The organism is Paenibacillus sp. FSL H7-0735 (assembly GCF_038008505.1).
Lineage (GTDB): Bacteria > Bacillota > Bacilli > Paenibacillales > Paenibacillaceae > Paenibacillus_AQ > Paenibacillus_AQ odorifer.
Map to the genome: position 1 here is coordinate 1770364 of NZ_JBBOZH010000001.1, position 20157 is coordinate 1790520.

12 protein-coding genes are annotated in these 20157 nt (G+C 45.2%); all 12 read left to right on the forward strand.

The features are described 5' to 3' along the window. Positions 1-581 precede the first annotated feature (581 nt). The 12 genes from NSS82_RS08085 (at position 582) to NSS82_RS08140 (ending at position 20085) form a co-directional block, all read left to right on the forward strand. Entirely contained in the window at positions 582-2282 is a 1701-nt protein-coding gene (locus tag NSS82_RS08085) for a sensor histidine kinase (protein WP_042125229.1), read from the forward strand. 2 nt (positions 2283-2284) lie between these two features. Next, on the forward strand, positions 2285-3691 hold the full coding sequence (locus tag NSS82_RS08090) for a response regulator transcription factor (RefSeq protein ID WP_076273970.1): 1407 nt from the start codon (positions 2285-2287) through the stop codon (positions 3689-3691). A gap of 24 nt (positions 3692-3715) precedes the next feature. Next, on the forward strand, positions 3716-5347 hold the full coding sequence (locus NSS82_RS08095; RefSeq protein ID WP_076273969.1) for an extracellular solute-binding protein: 1632 nt from the start codon (positions 3716-3718) through the stop codon (positions 5345-5347). Between the two features lie 218 nt (positions 5348-5565). Beyond that, a complete protein-coding gene (locus NSS82_RS08100) occupies positions 5566-7350 on the forward strand; it encodes a glycoside hydrolase family 66 protein (protein ID WP_076273968.1) in 1785 nt (594 codons plus the stop codon). Positions 7351-7398: 48 nt separating this feature from the next. After that, positions 7399-8985 carry an ABC transporter substrate-binding protein gene (locus NSS82_RS08105; protein WP_076273967.1) on the forward strand — a complete coding sequence of 529 codons (1587 nt, stop codon included), beginning with the start codon at positions 7399-7401 and terminating at the stop codon, positions 8983-8985. Positions 8986-9082: 97 nt separating this feature from the next. Further along, positions 9083-12082: an extracellular solute-binding protein gene (locus NSS82_RS08110; protein ID WP_076273966.1), complete on the forward strand. Its 3000-nt coding sequence runs from the start codon at positions 9083-9085 to the stop codon at positions 12080-12082. Next, a complete protein-coding gene (locus NSS82_RS08115) occupies positions 12072-13016 on the forward strand; it encodes a carbohydrate ABC transporter permease (protein ID WP_076119311.1) in 945 nt (314 codons plus the stop codon). Before NSS82_RS08110 ends, NSS82_RS08115 begins: the two co-directional genes overlap by 11 nt. 39 nt (positions 13017-13055) lie before the next feature. Further along, positions 13056-13916, forward strand: coding sequence for a carbohydrate ABC transporter permease (locus tag NSS82_RS08120; RefSeq protein ID WP_076119313.1), 861 nt, complete (start codon positions 13056-13058; stop codon positions 13914-13916). 16 nt (positions 13917-13932) lie between these two features. Further along, positions 13933-15954, forward strand: coding sequence for a YIP1 family protein (locus NSS82_RS08125; RefSeq protein ID WP_341109723.1), 2022 nt, complete (start codon positions 13933-13935; stop codon positions 15952-15954). Next, complete coding sequence (locus NSS82_RS08130) at positions 15948-18230, forward strand: DUF5696 domain-containing protein (protein ID WP_076119315.1); 2283 nt, start codon at positions 15948-15950, stop codon at positions 18228-18230. The genes NSS82_RS08125 and NSS82_RS08130 overlap by 7 nt, the downstream gene beginning before the upstream one ends. Further along, positions 18227-19096, forward strand: a complete 870-nt coding sequence (locus tag NSS82_RS08135; protein WP_076099587.1) for a carbohydrate ABC transporter permease — start codon at positions 18227-18229, stop codon at positions 19094-19096. The genes NSS82_RS08130 and NSS82_RS08135 overlap by 4 nt, the downstream gene beginning before the upstream one ends. Next, positions 19093-20085 carry a carbohydrate ABC transporter permease gene (locus NSS82_RS08140; protein ID WP_076099586.1) on the forward strand — a complete coding sequence of 331 codons (993 nt, stop codon included), beginning with the start codon at positions 19093-19095 and terminating at the stop codon, positions 20083-20085. Before NSS82_RS08135 ends, NSS82_RS08140 begins: the two co-directional genes overlap by 4 nt. The last annotated feature ends 72 nt before the right edge of the window (positions 20086-20157 follow it).

Here is a 20157-nt window from a genome sequence, read left to right on the forward strand (position 1 = left end):
TAGATGAATAAAAACAAGTGGTTTTGGAATAACAGACGGACTTCAATTGAAGGCTTAGATGAAGAATATCGGGAACTTGGAGAGTTTGGACTTGTGACCAGCGAGGACTAAGAGAAAATATGTCGACAAAACAGGTAGAGCGAGCGGTGAAGTAGAAGAAAGAAGTGCTAAAAAGTGCTCGAAGATCTGGATGCAAGACATGAGACAGAATGGTATGAAAAGATTGAGAGATCAGAAATGAAGAACCTTGATGATAAGAGACTGATAAAGAAGGTCTACGAGCAATACAATAGGGCCAGTAAATATCTTATCTAGGTCCTTAATTTTCAAAAGTGTTGAATTGAAAGTTATAACTAAATATTAATTGACTTAGTTCAACTCCTTATAGTTAGTATGTTACAATCTGGAAAGGTATCGTTTCCAGTCTGTCATAATACACTAAATCTATTGCAGAGATATAAGTTACTTTTACATAGATAGTATATTTCTCAGTGATAGAGCTTTTATACCAATCTACTAAGGGAATTGAAAACGCTGATATCTCTTGACTACGATTCTATAGAAAACAAGGTGTTCCTGAGATGACTTTGAAGAAAAGGATTTTTTTCATTTATTTAATAAGTTCGTTGATTCCGTTTGTTTTTATCAGCTTGATCTCATATTATACGATCAATTCGATTCTAACAAATAAACTTGAAACAGGTATCCAAAGTAATCTTAAGCAAGTGACCTTATCCTTGGATAACTCGCTCAGTAGCCTTAATCACATCTCGCAACAGTTTGCTTACGAAGGCACCATCCTGAAAGAACTGGATGAGCTAATGCGAACGGAGGAACCGTTTCGTCGGATGAAATTGCAGCATCAGTTCAAAAGTAAATTGAATTTGATCACCTTCACTAATCCGGAGATCGGCCTTGCAATGTACTATTTTGATAAAGATCAAACCTATCATTTCACCAATTTCCCAGTAAAGTATAGTTTTTCTCCCAACAAACTGCCTCTTTTTGCCCAATCTTATGGCATTACTTACTACGGGCCGCACGAAAGTTTTAACCGGCTTGATAATGAATACGTATTGTCTGTACTTAGAAAAGTGAATTTTCCCGGACGGGATGATGTGTATGTCTATATTGAATCAGGATTTCAATTATTGAAAAACATGCTTGATAATGAGGAGGCACAAAACAACTCTTCACGCTTGATTCTTCTGGATGCGGAGGGGAGGATCATATACAGTGAAGTTCCACGTCTGTTCAAGAGTGGAACATTTTTCCCTGAATCTGACAAAGGAAAAAATTCCGGCCATAGCAACGATTATTACTGGTTCCAACAAAAGAGTAAGCAAGGTTGGAGCGCAATTTCAGTTTTTGCGGAAGCGGATTTCAACCGGGAAAAGAACAGGTGGTTCCTTCAAATTTCTCTATTCTCTTTAGTGTTCCTTAGCGTGGCATTAATCATGGCCTGGGTCTTGTGGAAAATGGTCTACAGGCCGCTTAATTTGTTCCATAACGAAATCAAGATGATGACGCACGCCGAGCATCAAGTGACTCTTAAGTCAACGAAGATCCCGGAATTCGACAGTTTACTGCGACAATTTCAAAATATGAAGAAAAACATTTGGGAATTGTTCGGCGAAGTTAAGGAAAAAGAAAAGCAACGCGTTGATCTGGAAGTGGAAAAGCTGCTCTACCAAATCAACCCCCATTTTTTGATGAATACCTTAGATACCGCACACTGGCTGGCGGTTATGAACGGTCAGCATGAAATTGACCGCCTCATCCAGGCTTTGAATAAATTATTATATTATAATCTGGGGAAATTAGGCCGTCCTTCTACCATTGAGGAAGAGATTAATGCTATTAAGCAGTATTTGACGCTGCAGCAAATTCGATATGATTTTCAATTCGATGTCCGTATCCAGGTTGACGAAGTCTTGCTAAAAAAAGAGGTACCCCGGTTTATCCTTCAACCGCTCGTTGAGAATTCCCTGTACCATGGGCTTGACGATGAAGGATACATCCTGGTTATTGTCAGGCTGAACCAAGGTATAGAGATTGCCGTACATGACAATGGAGTGGGAATGTCCGATGAACATATTCAAAAACTGTTGACCAACAAGACATCAGAGCAACAGAAGTCAGGGATGGGAATCGGAATGAATTACGTTAAACGGACGATTGAATCCCGTTATGGTCAGCTGGCCAAGCTGGAGATTAAAAGCGAACCAGGCAAAGGAACTAGTATTTTCCTAACGCTACCGCTAGAAGAGGAGAGAGTATAAACATGATTAAGGTACTTGTTGTGGATGATGACAAATTGGTCCGTAAAGGACTAATTTCAATGATGCCATGGCAGGAATTTGATATGAAGGTTGTTGGTGAGGCGAGCAATGGGGAAAAGGCCCTCCAGTTTTTAGAGTCTCATTCTGTTGATTTAGTATTGACTGACTTAGGCATGCCAGTCATGTCGGGCATTGAGTTAATGCGGGTTTTACGCAAACGTTATTCAGAACTTCACGTTGTCGTTCTTACGGTGCATCAGGATTTTGAATATGTGCAAGAGGCGCTTCGGCTTGGGGCTATAGATTATATTTCCAAGGTCGATCTAGATTTAGAGAAGGAGCAGCTTGAAGACATGCTCGGAAGAATTGCCGACAGAATGCAAGGGCAAGCACGTCAAGGAATAGTCCACCAAGATGGGGCATTGGAGCAAGGATATTCCGTCGTGGTTCTTGATCACAAGGATTTAAAAGACTGGGCCGAGGAATTGAAATATATCCCTGATATCAAGGTGGTTGAAGTGGATCGAAACAACTGGTTAGTGCTTGCTTTAAATGGAAATGAGCGCGATCTATTTGATGAACTATCAAAACGTATCCGTTTGTTGCAGAACGTTGTGCTAATTCAATTGTCGGATCTGCAACAATTCACATTGACTCAAGTTCAGCGATGGGTTAGAAGCTTTACGGAAAAAGAGTTATTCTATGAATATAATCCCGACAACACGATTCTGTCGGTGTGCATTAATAAGAATTATGACGATCTGTATGAACAGAATCGGGGAGTAGGAGATCAACTGGAAGAGCCGAAGGAACTGTTGTTGTCTGGGGAGTGGCTTTACGATGATGTATTGTTCCAGCGGCTATTAATACAATTAAAGATGCTTCGTATACCGCAAACGCGACTGATCGGTTTATTATATTCTTTTGTTAACGAATGGAACAGAGCTTTTGCCGGAACGGTGTTTGGAAAGATCAAGCTTGATGAGACACTTCATTCCTGGTTTCAGATTGAGCGTTGGCTGGAGGATACCCGCACAATGATTCGGTACACAGCGCTTCAAACTAATTACTCCCCGGAGATTGTCAACTGTGTGCTGAAAGCGGAGAAAAAGGTGCGGATGAGATTAGATCAACCGTTGACCTCTGCCGAGGTGGCGAAAGAAATGAATATGAGCCGGAGTTATTTTAGTCAGTGCTTTAAAGATATCATTGGACGTACTTTCAAGGATTACGTTCGTGAATTACGGATGGAAAAGGCGAAGCAGTATCTGGTGCATACGAACAATACGATTCAATGGATTGCCGAGCATACTGGATATACGGATGAAAAATATTTCAGCCGCACCTTTCGCGATTTAACCGGACTACTTCCGAGTGAATATCGGGTTCGTAAACGTATTCCCCAATAAATCGTTGTGTTTAAGGAGGACCGCATGCTGAAAAGAAGTTTAATGATTCTGTTACTCATATCGCTAATATTATCTGTATCCGCTTGCAGTCAGAACAAAACCGATATCATCAAGGAAAGGGGGGAGGATCCAGCGTTCGAGAAATACGAAGTACCGACTACGCTGAATATCGTAATGGGAGTTGATCCCAACTACAAGTCATATACAGGGGAAACCCCCGCTAATAATCCGTGGATTAAGACAATTAAAGCCAAGTTGAATGTGAATATCCATATCGACTGGTTTGCTACACATGAGAATATGGATCAAAGAATTGACTTGGCGATTTCCAGTAATGTGCTTCCTGATGCAATGGTGGTTTCTCCCTATCAATTTAATCAAATGGTTGAGGCAGATGAACTGGAGGATCTGACAAAAGCTTATGAGGAGTACGCCTCACCGATCATGAAACGCATTATTGAAGGCACTAACGCGGGACTAAAGGAAGACGTTATGATAAACGGAAAAATGCTTGCTTTACCTTCAGCTAATCCTGAAGATTTTAGCATGATGTGGATACGGAAAGATTGGCTGGACAGATTGGGATTGGCACCTCCATCCACAATGAAAGAATTGGAGAGTGTAGCGAAGGCGTTTGTTGGACAAGATCCTGATGGCAATGGGCAAAAGGACACAATCGGCATTGCCGCTGGAACTTCCCTTTATGACGAATACAATGCAGGGCCAGGAAGTTTTAACCTGAATCCAATATTCTCTGCCTATGATTCATACCCGGGTTTTTGGCTGAAAGGTAAGAACGGAATGCCAATTTACGGATCGATTCAGCCGGAAACCCGAACTGCGCTGGCCGCACTTCGTGAGCTGTATGCCAAGGGGCTGATTGATCGTGAAATGGGAATCCGTGAGACGGAGGCGGAGGTCGTGATCGAGGGTAAGGCAGGCATATTCTTCGCTCCTTCCTTCGGGGGAGATTGGCCAATCCCGGAAGCGCTGAAGAATAATCCGCGGGCGAACTGGCAGGCTTACGCCTTGCCACTTGATACCGCAGGCAAATTTAATGTGAAGATATTCCGGCCGACGCAATCTTATATTGTTGTGCGCAAGGGCTATGAACATCCTGAGGCTATTATCAAAATTGCGAACTTGACATTGAGAGACAGGGAGAAATATGGGGATGTTTTTCAACCTTTACAGAATATGCTCGTACCACGGGATGAAGTTGCCTTTTCGGTAAGAGCTATTCAAGACGTGATGGCCGGAAGGCAGGAGGCGGGCAATTTTCAGGGGAAGGAAGAGTATCCGATGCTGGCAAGTGATCTGGAAACTATTTATAATGTCAAACGGCCTCCTTACGATAACACCGATATTCAATATTGGAATCTACGGGACGGTAATTTCAGACGTGCCTATTCCTTGCTGGTCGGAGGAAAGAACCTGTATGATCCGAATTTGAATAAGGTTTACAGCATCTACAATGAAGGCAGGAATTCTTTCGCGAAACAATGGAAGTATCTTGCGGATGAGGAGATGGATGTGTTTACACAAATCATTATGGGGGTGGTTCCGCTGGAAACGTTCGATCAGTGGGTCCAAAATTGGAAGCTCCAGGGAGGCGAGCAGATTACCGATGGGATTGCAAAGGCAATATCTCCTTAAGAGGATCTGAAGGTAGACATACGTCGCTCATCAGGAGGGGGAATGTCGTCTGGCACTAATCATTTATCCACCTTATCTCGGGACGGATTCCTATCTTAGGAATCCGTCCTTTCCTTGTATCCTTAATATATAGGAATCGAATTGAATTGAAAGCGATTGCAAATCTGTTTTGCGGCTGCAGCAGTATTCCTTTATTAATATGAGAGGTGTTTAAATGGATGAAATTGCATCTGACGAAAGTGAAACACTCCCGAATTTTGCTGGCCTGCTTCATGACGCTCGCAGTATCTGGATGCAGGCCGATCAGTGAAATTTCCGCTGTGCAAGTGGTAAGTCAAGGAGGGGTGAAGGCTTTAACAACAGATAAGGCCAACTATAAACCCGGTGAATCTGTGAGCTTCTCCCTCCAGTTGAGTTCGCCGGCGCCTAAGGCGGAGCTGATCATCCAGTACCGGCATTTAGGTGAGAAGATTGGCAGTCAAAAGGTGAAAACGGATGAAGGTCAGGCCTCATGGAGCTGGACTCCACCCAAGGAAGACTATAAAGGATACATGGTGGAAGTTTTTGTGTCCCGAGATAACAAGATTACAGATCAGATGAATATTGCGGTTGACGTTTCCTCGGATTGGAGCAAATTTCCGCGTTATGGTTACTTGTCTGATTTCCCGAGTATGGGTCAGGGACAAGTGGAGAAAGTCATTGAACGCTTGAACAGATTCCATATTAATGGAATCCAATTCTACGATTGGCAATACAAGCATCATGACCCGATCAAAACCTTTGACGGCAAACCTGCGAAAGAATGGGAGGATATCGCGAGCAGGAAGATTTCCTTCAATACAGTGAAAAGCTATATCAATCTGGCCCACAGCCGAAATATGAAGGCCATGAATTATAATCTCATTTTTGGCGCTTATGAGGATGCGGCCAAAGATGGGGTCAGTAAGGAATGGGGGTTGTTTAAAGAACGCGACCTAACTGATCAGGATAAGCATCCACTTCCGGGCTGGATCAGTGATATTATGCTGTATGACCCGAGCAATCCTGAATGGCAGAGCTATCTGATTGCGAAAGAAAAGGGAGTGCTTGAGCACTTGCCGTTCGACGGATGGCATGTTGATCAATTGGGAGACCGGGGAACGCTCTATAATTCGGAGGGGCAGATCGTCAAGCTTCCGCAAGCTTACGTTTCATTTCTAAAAGCAGCTAAAAAAGAGCTGGACGTCGATTATGTCATGAATGCGGTTGATCAGTACGGACAAGGATTACTGGCGGCATTGGCACCTGTTGATTTTCTCTATACAGAGGTCTGGTCCTATCCTGAATATGGGGATCTGAAAGAGGTTATTGACAGCAATAACCGCGCCGGCAGAAATAAATTAAATACGGTCCTAGCTGCTTATATGAACTATGAGCATTCCAAATCCGGACAGGGAATGTTCAATACACCGGGCGTGCTGCTGACGGATGCAGTGATATTTGCATCGGGCGGGTCTCATCTGGAGCTTGGGGAAAATATGCTGTCAAATGAATATTTCCCCAACAAAAATTTGTCTGTGCCGCCTGAGCTTGAAGCACAGCTGATTCGTTACTACGACTTCCTCACAGCTTACCAAAACATTTTACGGGACGGCCTGAAGAATTTGGAGCTTAAGGTCTCCGGGTCGGCAGACGTTGAAATCAAACCGCAACCTGAACAAGGGAGAATTTGGTCGTTCACAAAGCACAAGGCTGATACTGATATTATTCATTTCATCAATTTCATCGGTGCGACAACGATGGAGTGGAAGGACAATCAGGCGGAGCAAGCTGAACCGCCCGAGCTTGAAAAGGTGGACGTTGTCTTCCCTGCGAAACGGAAGGTAAGCAAAGTCATGTTTGCTTCCCCTGATTATTATCAGGGCTCCCCAATCATACTGAAATTTGAGCAGAAGGATGGAAACGTATTCCTGCAACTGCCGAAACTAAAATACTGGGATCTAATCACCGTCGAATACGAATGATGGAGCTTAAGCTTCAACGAAATCAATATGCAAATTATGGAGGGTCTTATGAAAAAGAGAATAACTGTTGTTTCTTCAATCATGTTAGTTTTCTCACTTCTGCTATCCGCTTGCTCCGGTAACGCTAACACGAACTCGGCAAATGTAAACAACTCGGAAGTCTACGGTGGAAATAATCAGAATACAGAAGGCCAGGAAGCCGAAACGAACTGGACAGACGAGGATGGAAACGGCGTAGCTGACTGGCAGGAAAAGCAAATTGAACTGGATTATGCCATGCGCTTCTACGGTGAAAATGATGATACGAACCCGATGTTCTTGAACATCCGCAAATTCATGGAGAAGTATCCGAACATCACGGTTGTCCGTGATTCCCAGTTCGCCATTGAGCAGTCAGATACGGATGAACTCGAAATTCTGACGGCGAGAGCGATGGAGGGAACGCTGCCCGATATTTTCTATTCGCCGCTGGCCGCCGAATCCTATGACCGTGAGCTTACGCTAGATTTAACATCCTATCTTGACAAAGACCCGGAGTCCAAATGGATTTCTGAAAATGCGAAAAGTTTTATGACCACGTATGACGGGAAGGGGATTTATGGGATTCCGTTCCAGTCTGTGTCCGAATTCCCTGCAGTAAACCTGAATCTGCTGAAGGAAAATAATATCGCTATACCGCCTTACAACTGGACCTATGCAGATTATGAACATCTGCGTTCGGAGGTCGCCAAACTTACTCCGAATAATCCGGTGTTCCCGGGAGGCATCGGTTTTATCGACCATGGCCCACACTATTTTGACGGTATTCCAAACGGCTGGAAAGGGTTTAACTCCGAAACCAAGAGATTTGATTTCGCGAACAGCAAGAAATACGGTATGTGGCTAGACCAGTTCGCAAAGGAAGATAAGCAAGGCTTATGGTTCTGGGATTTGCCGGAAGATGTCCGGAAGAAGAAGGTTGGCGAATCTACCAACCCTTGGGCAGACGGTTTGGAAGCGGTCGGAAACTTCTGGCTGTATTCACTGAGTACGGATGTGAATGAAATGATCAAAACCCGGAAAATGGATATCGATATTTACCCGATGCCGACTGCACCTGAGGGGGGCATCACGGATCTGCATGGATATTATGACACATTAAGCTTGTCCAGCGCACTGGATGAAGATCCGGTCAAAGCTGAAGCAGCCTATCAATTGCTTAAATGGCTGACCTACGGTGAAGAGGGGTTGAAATCCCGCTGGGCATTGATCGATGAGTATATGGGTCTTCCCGAAGATGCGCTAATACGGGCGGAGGATCAGCTGATGGACTTCATTCAGGGCTGGCCGGTTACGACCAATCCTGAAGTCTTGAAGAACCACCCCCTGGTTAAGGGCTTCCCGGAAGATAGTGAATTGGCCATCTTTAACTTCCAGGCATTCCAGAATGTCGACTTCCAGCAAATGCTGTCCAATCCGGTGCCTTACCCGAGACAGCTTCCGGGCGTCGTTAAAGCTTATGATACCTTGAACCCGTGGGAAATCAGAAATCAGATCAGAGACAAAGGCAAAAAGTACAGTGATGTCGCAGCGGAATGGGATTCAATGATGAACAAAACGCTTGATGATTACCTGGGCGAGTATAACGCTAAATAAAACAAACACTGCAATACCCATAACTACCGGTTAGGCGGAATCCGATCGGTAGTTATGGTCACTTTAGTAAAACTTGACGATGTAAGGTTGTGATCAAGTGCAAACCAAGGGAAAAATCGGGTATGTAATAGCCGGTTTTGGATTCATTGCAGTGGCTGCCGGAGTACTTGCCGTCAGCTTAACGGATAACGATGCCCGAACCGTGTTGTCGCAAGCCGAATCTCAACGGAGCATAGCGGCTGTCGAGGCCTATATGACCAACAAAAGCGGTGACAGTAACTACTACAATGTTCTCAAACAGTGGACCAAAGACCAGGTTGCTACTCCGATACTGCCTGAGAGCATTCCAATGAAGCTTGTCAAGGGCGGGCAAATCTATAGTTCTTCGCGAAGTGAAGGCTATGGCGGCGATGTCCTTTACGCTGCACCAAAGGATGTTCTGACTTATGAAGTAGAGGTCCAGGACGAGGGTCTGTATGAAATTTGGCTCGACGACTATATTTTAGAGCAGTCTACTTTAAACCCTGAGCTCCAGGTAGAGATCAACGGCAAGAAGCAGTATAACGAAATGAATGAGCTGAAGCTCGCAATAGATTGGAAAACACAGAATACGGAGCACAAGGTTGACCGTTACGGGGACGAACTGACTCCCAAGTCGGTGATCTCTGCGTCCTGGCGGAATGAAGGACTTTCTGATCCCAACTTCTTTTATACGGAGCCCATGAAATTCCATTTGAACAAAGGCAAAAATCTCATTTCGTTCACGCTGAAGGAGGGATATGTGCTGATCGGGAAGGCGTGGTTGAACAATACGGCCAGTCCCGAGCTTTCTTATAAAGAATATGCGGCGGCATATGGGGCAGAGAAGCCGGTTTCAGAACCTGTTGTGACGATTGAAGCCGAAGATATCGCCGTGAAAAGCAGACAAAGCATTCGGGCCAAATATGTCCGTAATTCGAGCATTACTCCCTATTCATACAAACACCGGCTGTTGAATGTGCTGGATGGTTATTCGTTCGGAGAAAGCGGTGACAAGGTCTCTTATCCGCTTGAGGTTAAGGAAAGCGGCTTCTATCATCTGACCTTCAAGTATTCCCAAGATACCAATAACGGGATGCCGACACACCGGCGTATTGAAATTGACGGAGAAGTTCCCTTCAGTGAACTGAAGTCTTATTCATTTGACTATTCCAGCGGCTGGACGAATGCAACTCTTCAGGATGAACAAGGTGTTCCTTATGAAATATATCTGGAAAAAGGGAAACATACCCTGTCGCTGTCCATTGATAATACTCGGATAAGAGATATTTATCATGAACTGCTCAAAACGGCTGAGATGATTGATTCCACAAGCCAAAGCGTTAACCGCTTGACAGGAGGGCTTGTCGATAAAGAGAGGAAATGGAATATACAAAAATATATTCCTGAAATCTCAACCTATCTGGAAGGAATTTCTGCAAAGCTTGAGGAGCAGAAGCTCGCCCTGATCGAAGAGACAGGTAATAGGGATTTACCTGCGCTGTCACAGCTTGAAGTAGCCAAGCAATTGGTGGAGGAATTTATTGGGGATTCGAATGAGCTGCCCCATTACATGGGCAAATTTATGGGCGACCAATCCTCCGCTTACGGACGGATTAAATCGGTCCTGCCTATGCTGGTGTATAATCCGATGCATCTGGACAAGATCTATGTTGGCAACAGCGAGGAATTGCCCAAGGCAGATTCCGGCTTGCTTACAAGCTCTGTCGAGAATGTTAAAGCTTTCTTCTATTCCTTTGGCAATCCCCGGTATGCAAAGGCCGGAGAGATAGATGATGACACGGTTGAGATTTGGGTCAATCAGTCCAGATTGTATGTAGAAATTATGCAGCGGATGATCGATGAGGAGTTTACGCCTGCTACTGGAATCAAGATCAATCTGTCCATATTGCCGGACGAAAACAAGATCGTGCTCTCCAATGCGGCTAACAGCACCCCTGATGCAGCGATGGGTGTCAGCTTTGGCAAACCCTTTGAATTGGCCATTCGGGGAATTATTGAGGATTTAAGGGGTTACGACGGTTTTTACAAATTGGCTGAAGAGTTCCATCCTGGAGCGTTTATTCCTTTTATTTACGATGAAGGTGTTTATGCATTTCCGGAAACTCAGGATGTCAAGCTGTTATTCTACCGGAAGGATATCCTAAAATTTCTGGGTGAAGAGCCTCCGCAGACCTGGGAGGATGTAGCGGGCCTTGTCCCAATGCTGCAGAAATATGATATGAACTTCTATACTCCGCTGGGATCAAATAATTCCTTTAAGGGATTCGATACCACGACGCCATTTCTATACCAGTTTGGCGGGCAATTGTACGATGAAACCGGAAGTAAGACCGCCATCAACAAAGAAGGCGCCTACAAGGGTTTTGAATTCATGACAGACCTATTCACGGTCTATAACGTGCCGATTACAACCTCAGAATTCTTCCAAAACTTCAGAAACGGGAAGGCACCAGTAGGAATTGGCGATGCTAATACCTACATTCAATTGAAGTATGCTGCACCGGATCTTGCAGGACAATGGGGAGTTCTTCCGATTCCGGGTGTCAGAAATGATGCCGGTGTAATTGAACGCTGGGATCCTACGTACGGCTCCTCCAGCATCATTTTTAAGAACAGTGACAAGAAAAAGTCGGCTTGGGAGTTTATCAGGTGGTGGGAAAGCGCAAATGTGCAAAGTGAGTTCTCTTACAATATCAAATCGACCCTGGGAGAGAAGTTCCTCTATATGACTGCGAATTTGAAGGGCTTTGCCGACAGTGCATGGCCTTCCGATTCGAAGGACGCGATCATGGAGCAGTGGGAATGGATTCAAGCGACCGGGAAGGTCCCGGGCGATTACGTGGTGGAACGTGAGATCAGCAATGCATGGAATGCGGTCGTCTTTAGTAAGCAAAATCCGCGAACGGCTCTGGATAATGCGGTCAAAACCATCAACCGGGAGCTTGAAAGGAAGCTGAAGGAATTTGGGTACATTGCTGACGGGAAATTGGTCAAACCCTATAAGGTTCCGACCATTGATAATGTAGAGAATTGGGTGAGAGAAAATGGAAAGTAGTACCCCGATTAACCGGAGATTGAAGCCTGGACTGAGCGGGAAAACCGAAAGCCGCTTTAAACGCGTAGCAGATTCTCCTTATCTGTTCATCATGCCTTATGCCATATTGTTTTTGTTGTTGATTGTACTTCCGGTAGTCATTGCCGCGGCGATGTCATTTACGTACTTTAATACAGTTGAATTCCCTAGATTTGTCGGGTTCCGGAATTACATCGACTTGTTTACAGGTGATACGGTGTTTCTCCAGAATGCGGTGCCGAATACGCTGCTGTACGGCATTATCGTAGGGCCCTTCGGATACATGCTGGCTTTTATGCTGGCATGGATGCTGTCCCAGGTGACTCACAGAATGAGAACCCTGTATACCGTTATTATCTATTCTCCGTCCATAACAGGCCCTGTCATGATGGCGGTTGTATGGAAAGTGCTGTTCAGCGGAGATCAGGCCGGCTATTTAAACTACTGGCTGCTGAAGCTGAACATCGTCCGGGAGCCGGTGCAATGGTTGCAGTCTCCGGAGCTGCTGATGCCGATCATGATATTTATCGCGCTTTGGGGAAGCATGGGTGTAGGCTTTCTGGCGATGCTGGCTGGTCTGCTCAATATTGACAGGACAATGTACGAGGCTGCTTATATTGATGGCATCCGCAACCGTTGGCAGGAAATATTCTACATTACGATTCCGTCCATGAAGCCGCAAATGCTGTTCGGTGCAGTGATGGCTATTATCGGCACATTTAATGCAGCGGGGATGGCCGCTACACTTAGCGGAGGGACACCGCCCCCCCAATACGTTGGATGGCTGATCGTTGACCATGCCAACGATTTCGGTTTTGTTCGTTATGAGATGGGCTATGCCTCTGCGGTTACTGTAGCTTTGTTATGCATTGTTATTTTATTCAACAAGGTCAGCTACAAGCTGTTCGGAGAATAAATAAATAGTGTTTATCCTTTCGTTAGTGTGGTGAGAAGAATGGTCAAGTTCAATCCCGATAAACTGCATAAAGACCAGCTGGGCTTTCATATATTTTTGCTTGTGTTGTCCATATTTATGGTCCTTCCGATTGTGTTTATCATTAATAATTCATTCAAACCGTTTACGGAGTTGTTTGCGTATCCGCCTAGGTTTTTCGTAAGCCAGCCGACTTTTGAGAATTTCCGTCTACTGCTTCATTTTTCCGCGGAATCAGGACTTCCGTTATCCAGATACGTATTTAACAGTGTCCTCACGACAACGATTGTTATTCTGTCGACGTTAGCGGTTAGTTCCATGGCGGCCTTCGGACTGTCCAAGCTGCATTTCAAAGGCAAGGAAACCTTTAACAAGATTAACACGCTGGCTCTGATGTTTGTGCCGGTCGCTGTAGCGATTCCGCGTTTTCTCATTATTGAGAAAATGGGTGTGTTCAATACCTACTTCGCGCACATTATCCCGATGCTGGCGATGCCAATCGGTATTTTCTTGCTCAAGCAATTTATGGATCAGGTTCCGGATGATCTGATTGAAGCCTCCAAAATGGATGGAGGAGGAAACTGGCGAGTATATTGGAGCGTGATGCTGCCGATGGTGAAGCCGGCCCTCGTGACTGTCGCGATATTGACCTTCCAGGCCAGCTGGGGCAATGCTGAGAGCTCTGCCAATTTCATGAACGATGAATCCCTGCGCACACTGCCCTTCTACTTGAACACCTTGGTGGCGCAATCGGGGAACATCGTTGCTGGGGCGGGATTGTCGGCCGTAGCCGGACTAGTCATGTTCCTGCCGAATCTGATACTGTTTATAATTTTACAAAATAAGGTCATGGATTCCATGGCTCATACGGGGATTAAGTGATATGGGAAAGTGGACAATGCAAAGAACGCTGAAATTGGTGACGGTTGCGCTAATCATGGTGTTTCTCAGTACGTCACAGGCTTATGCGGCCTCAGATGCTCCCTACTTCACTTACACCAGTGACAGTGAAGGTTATACGATCCGGACGCAGGACGCCTATACGCCAGTCACGCAGATTGGAGAAATCAACGGGCAAAGACTGGATACGCCCGAGCATGTGTTTGTGGATGAGCAAGACTACGTATATATTACGGACAGCGCATTGAACAAGGTATTTGTTTTGGACGGGAAATTACGCTTCTACAAGGAACTCACAAGTGATAAGTTCTCCGCGGTCCAAAGCACATTTGTAACGAAGGATTCCATCTATGTGGTGGATGCCGGGGCAGGACAGATTTATATCTTTGACAAATCCTCTTTCGCATTCAAAAAGGAAATCAGCAAGCCGGATTCGCCGATTTTTACTGAAGGCTACGATTTTAGCCCGACCCATATCGCGGTTGATTTAAGAGGCAATATTTACGTAAGAAGCGCTGGCTCGGTCAACGGTCTGATCATGTTGAACAGGGATGGAGAATTTATCACTTTCTTTGGAGGGAATCCGTTAAAGGTTCCTTTTCTTGATCAATTGCGGTCCAGTCTTCTGACCAAGACTCAGAAAGACAAACTGGAGAAGGTTCTTCCTGACGTTCCCAGCAATTTAGCGATTGACAGGAAGGGCTTTATTTACACTGTTACATCTTCTGTGGAATCTAACCCGATCAAGAAGTTCAATGTCTCGGGAACGAATTATTATCCGGATGGTATCATCGGGACCTATTCCATGGAAAGTGTATGGGTTGGAGGTCATAACACTGTCTATTCCGTGAGCTCGGATGGCTGGATCTTTGAATATGATGCCAATGGCAATCTGCTCTTTATGTTCGGAGGGAAGGATTTCAACTCCAGCCGCCTCGGGCTTCTGAATCGGCCTGTAAGCATTGCCTCCAATTCGACGGATGAAGTGATCGTAGTCGATCAAGGGATGAAATTGCTCCAAATCTACCGTTCGTCCGAATTCTCAAGTGCGGTACATCAAGCAATGGACGCCTATCAGAACGGGGAGTACGCCAAGAGCCAGAAGCTTTGGGAATATACGTTGAAATACAATTCAACTTTTGACAAGGCGCGAATTGGTCTGGGTGAGGCTTACCTTCGGGATGGAGAGGCTGGTGAGGCCTATGAAGAATTCAAGGATGCCCAGTACAAGGCAGGCATATCGGAAGCATTCTGGGAAATCCGCCAGTCCTGGCTGCAGAACCATCTAGATGTTATTTTCGCACTGTTACTTAGTTTATTGATTATTGGATATGCCCATAAATTTACGAACCGGAAATATCAATATTGGACCAAGATTAAGGATCGGCTGAAGGTTATCTACAAGGTCAAAGTCATTAGCGATCTGATGTTCATCTTCACCTTTCTGAGGCATCCGCTGGATGGATTCTACCAAATTAAATATCAGAACAGAGTATCCAGAAAATCGGCCACTCTGATCTACATGCTGATATTCGCCGTATTCATTCTGCATCATGATCACACCAGCGGTCTGTTTGTTGAAAAACAAGGGTACTTTCTTCATCAGTTATGGATCATTTTCGGGCTTGCGGTGTTATGGATGGTTTCCAATTATCTCATTTGCTCCATCAGCGATGGGGAAGGTAGATTCAGGGATGTCTATAATGCCACGGCATATGCGCTGAGTCCAATTCTGGTTGTTTTGCCTCCGCTTGTTTTGTTCAGCAACGGCTTGACGCTGGAACAATCGGTCTTCTATCACTTGCCGATTCAGGCCATGATGCTATGGATTGCCTTTCTGATGTTTTTTATGATCAAGGACATTCACAGCTATGAGGTTGGAGAGACGGTTAACGTCGTGTTCAAGAGTACGTTTACGATGCTTATCATCGGATTGCTCCTGTTTGTATTGTACTCGCTGGGCAGTCAATTACTTGATTTCGGGTATGACGTGATTACGGAGGCGAGCAAAAAATGGTAAAGAGATGGTTGAAATACGGAATAGTTCTTCTGATTGCAGCGGCACTCGGTATAAATTATTTAATTGGCGACAGCCAGAAGGTCGAATACGGCATAGCCGCTGCCCAGAATGATTATAAAGATATTATTGTGAACAATGCACAGCAGACTTGCTTCAATAGCGGCGCTGCCGCCGGCAGTGCCGCTCCAATTCCGGCTGCCTTCAGGATGGTGGCCGGCAACGAGAAGCTGGAGCTTTATCTGGAGGAAGAAACGGCAGCCATAGCGGTTAAGGACAAGTGCAACGGCAGCACGTGGTTCTCTTATGATGTCAGTGTGAATACGAAAGGTAACAAGTACAGCAATGAGGTTGCAGCCTATATTAAATCCGGGATTTCCATTGTCACGTATAACAAATTCACCTCCGGCCGAAGAACTATATTGGGAGATAATGCGAAGCTGACTTACCAGTACAGGGACGAGGGCTTTACAGCAACGATAGATTTCACCAAGGCTAAGATCAAGTTTGACCTTGTTGTTGCACTGCAAGAGGGAGATTTAATTATTCATGTCCCGCGCAGAAGTATCGAGGAATATAACCCCAAGCTTGGCAAGCCGGGAAACAACGACATCCGGCTAAGCGAGATTATTCCATATCCGTTTTTTGGCAGTGCTACTCATAAAGAGAACGGTTATATCGTCTTGCCTGATGGGGCCGGGGCTATTGTGAAGCTGAGAGAAATTCCGAAGTATGCGACTGGCTATTCGGCACCTGTCTATGGTCCGGATCCGGGATATGAAGATACTCCGGAGTTCACACCCAGGCGTACCGTTGTGAAGCCGCTTGAACGGATAACGCTGCCGATTTATGGCATTATTCATGAGGAAGGCCGCTCCGGCTTGCTTGTGATTGCCGAGGGCGGTGAGGGGTATGCGAATTATAATTATGTATCCCGTGATTTGCAGACGAATTTCTATCAGTCCTATTTTACTTATACCTATCGTACACAGTATGCGCAGGTGCAGAGTCGGACAAATCAGGAACAATCTGTTCTCAGCTTTCAGGAGGAGCCGAATCGGTTTGAGCTGGTGCAGCGCTATGTTTTTCTGGAGGGCGACCAATCGAACTATGTCGGGGTAGCCAAGGGCTTCCGCAGCTTCCTGATCCAGCAAGACGGGCTGCTGAAACAAGATAAGGGGAGGACACACGACCAGGTTCCGATGAAAATTGATTTCGTCAATAATGAATTGGCGATGGGAACACTGGGCGTGGAGAACGTGCCGGCAACAACCTATATACAGGCGCAGGAGCTCGTAAGGAAATTGAAGGAGAAGGGTTACTCAGAGCTGAGTGTTTCATTCAAGATGTTCGTCAAGGATGAGTGGGCTTATCGTTTCACCATGATGAATCAGCTTGGCGGAAGCAAGGCGTTTAAAGAAGCCGTGGATTATTTCTCCGTGAATGATATCAAGTTCAGCCATTATGTGGACTACGCGAGATCCTGGTACGAGAAGACGAAATATACGGCGAGCAAGTTAAACCGCAAGGATATGAGCGTGCTGAATGAAAACAAGGCACAGTATAATTATCTGAATAATCCTAAGTACTATTCCTTCCTCGCTGAACGGGATCTGGAGGCATTCAAGAAATATAAGATCGGCGAACTGGCCCTGGACGGATTCGGGAATAGTCCATTTACTCACTATGATCATGGAACAGTCGGTTATGCGAATGAGGGAATGGCGTACACTGAGAAGACTCTGAAGTATTTGAATGATAATGGAATTAAAACAGGCCTGTATATGCCTGATGCTTATCTGTTCAAATATGCCAGTGATTATTACGACACGTCGATCGTATCCTCCAATCTGATTTTCATTGATGCTACAGTTCCATTGGTGCCGTTAGTCCTGAGCGGTTATATGGATATGTATTCGCCTTACATGAACTTCTCATCCAATGATGCGGAGGCCATTCTTAAGCTGATTGAATTCGGGGTATTCCCTTCGTTTGTACTGACAGGTGAATCGACGTATGAGATCAAACGGACAGGTTCAAGTGATGTCTATGTCTCGCAGCTGAAGACTCTGGAGGACCGTATTGACAATTATTATTCGGTTGTTAGTGAAGCTCTAAATAATGTAATGGGTAGTGAAATGATCAACCATACGATCATTGACGACGGTGTTGTCCTTGTAGAGTACGACAACGGCAGCAAAATAGTGATTAATTACAAGGATACAGAGTATCGCTATCAAGACGTTAGAATTAAATCAAAAGGGTTCGTGATTCTATGAAATTGAGCATAAAAACCAAGCAAGGTTTAATGGGCGTTCTCTTTATAAGTCCCTGGATTCTCGGTTTTCTAGCCTTTGTCGCTTATCCGCTGTACAGAACGATCTATATGAGCTTCTACAAGGTATCCTTCGGATCGAAGTCCGGGTGGAGATACAATTGGGTGGGTATAGAGAACTACAAACGAATCCTGTTAGAGGAGCCAGACTTTGTCGTTGAAGCACAAAATTATTTTATCGGCACATTAGTGTATGTCCCGGTTATTATTGCTCTGTCCATTATTGTGTCGATGCTGCTTAACCAGAAAATAAGGGGAAAGGCAATCTACCGGTTGATGTTCTTCCTGCCAATTATTATTTTGAATGGGAAACTGATTGAGAATATGAGCACATATGGAGGCATGTCCATCACTGCCAATCACTTCATCCTTGAGACGCTGGGGACGATTATTCCATCTAAGGGAGCTTTGCTGCTGATTGTGAATCTGTTTGAGCTGATTCTGCAGTTGATGTGGTATAGTGCAGTGCCAATCCTGATTTTCCTCGCGGCGCTGCAAAAAATCAGCAAGGATATGTACGAAGCGGCATCCATCGACGGGGCATCGCCGTGGACTTCTTTCTGGAAGATTACCTTGCCCACCATTTATCCACTGGTAAGCATATGCGTAATTTATCTGGTGGTTTTCCTGGCAAATTTTGATTTGAATCCGATCAATACCATCATTATGGAGTCCAAATTCGACGGGTCCAGACGTGAAGGCTATGCTTCCGCGCTATCCCTGCTGTATTCCTTAATCCAAATCGCACTCATACTTATCCTGTATTTTGCGACCCGCAGCAGAAATTCCAAAGAGGGGGTGGCCAAATGACTCAACAACCGGTCCAAATCAAGCCGTATAAGCAATTGAAGCAGCAAATCGGAAGACGCACGCCTCCGCTCAAGAAGTTTCTGTTCGGTATGCAGATCAGCGACGGATTCGTATATAAGGCGGCAACCTATACGATTCTGACTATCTTCGGATTTATATTCCTGTATCCGCTGCTTTATATGTTATCGGCCAGCTTCATGTCAAACGTGGACTTGGTCGACAGCACGGTGAAATGGCTGCCGAGCAGTCTGTATACGTTCAACTATGAAATGACCTGGAAGGCATTGCAGCTGCCCGGCTCATTCCTGACAACGACTATGGTGGCGGGTGCTTCGACAATAAGTGTAATCATTTCTTCCGCTCTAGTGGGCTACGGACTAGCGCGTTTCCAGTTCAAAGGGAAAAATATCGTGTTGCTGCTGCTGTTGTTCACCTATATCGTCCCGAAGACTTTGTTTTTTATTCCGCGATTTCAGATTTTTATGGAGCTCGGTCTGAAGGGGAATCTGGGTGCGCTTATTATACCGGCATTGACCGGACAGGGAGAGCAGGCGGCTTTGTTTATTTTGATCTTCTTCCAGTTCTTCAAAATGATTCCGAAGGCGTTGGAAGAGGCGGCATTTATCGATGGGGCAGGTGCATTCAGAACGTTCTGGAGAATCGCTATCCCTATGGCGGGGCCGGCCTTTATTATCGTAGGCGTCTATGCCTTCTCGCTCTATTGGAATGAGACCTTTCTGACTTCATTCTATCTGGACGGCAAAATTCGGACGGTTCCGATGCTGCTCGGAGATCTACAGAACACTTACGGCGCTGCGGTCAAAGCCAGTCAAAGCGGAGACTTCAACCAAAATCCGAATTTGAACTTTACGGAGGCGAAGGCCTTTGCGGGAACGTTATTATCCATTATTCCGCTCGTTACCTTATATCTGATTGTTCAAAGATGGTTTGTGGAGAGCATTGACAAGACAGGGATTACCGGGGAGTGACAACAGAAGGAAGAAGGAACAAATCTGTCGGGGTCACAATAGTGGCCCTTTCTTTTTGTTGTGGAACAAACA

What these genes read in the sequence shown, in the direction of transcription:
- NSS82_RS08095 (WP_076273969.1), top strand. Translation starts at nt 3,716, where the DNA reads ATGCTGAAAAGAAGTTTAATGATTCTGTTACTCATATCGCTAATATTA.
- NSS82_RS08130 (WP_076119315.1), top strand. Translation starts at nt 15,948, where the DNA reads ATGGTAAAGAGATGGTTGAAATACGGAATAGTTCTTCTGATTGCAGCG.
- NSS82_RS08100 (WP_076273968.1), top strand. Translation starts at nt 5,566, where the DNA reads ATGAAATTGCATCTGACGAAAGTGAAACACTCCCGAATTTTGCTGGCC.
- NSS82_RS08105 (WP_076273967.1), top strand. Translation starts at nt 7,399, where the DNA reads ATGAAAAAGAGAATAACTGTTGTTTCTTCAATCATGTTAGTTTTCTCA.
- NSS82_RS08125 (WP_341109723.1), top strand. Translation starts at nt 13,933, where the DNA reads ATGCAAAGAACGCTGAAATTGGTGACGGTTGCGCTAATCATGGTGTTT.
- NSS82_RS08135 (WP_076099587.1), top strand. Translation starts at nt 18,227, where the DNA reads ATGAAATTGAGCATAAAAACCAAGCAAGGTTTAATGGGCGTTCTCTTT.
- NSS82_RS08115 (WP_076119311.1), top strand. Translation starts at nt 12,072, where the DNA reads ATGGAAAGTAGTACCCCGATTAACCGGAGATTGAAGCCTGGACTGAGC.
- NSS82_RS08090 (WP_076273970.1), top strand. Translation starts at nt 2,285, where the DNA reads ATGATTAAGGTACTTGTTGTGGATGATGACAAATTGGTCCGTAAAGGA.
- NSS82_RS08085 (WP_042125229.1), top strand. Translation starts at nt 582, where the DNA reads ATGACTTTGAAGAAAAGGATTTTTTTCATTTATTTAATAAGTTCGTTG.
- NSS82_RS08140 (WP_076099586.1), top strand. Translation starts at nt 19,093, where the DNA reads ATGACTCAACAACCGGTCCAAATCAAGCCGTATAAGCAATTGAAGCAG.
- NSS82_RS08120 (WP_076119313.1), top strand. Translation starts at nt 13,056, where the DNA reads ATGGTCAAGTTCAATCCCGATAAACTGCATAAAGACCAGCTGGGCTTT.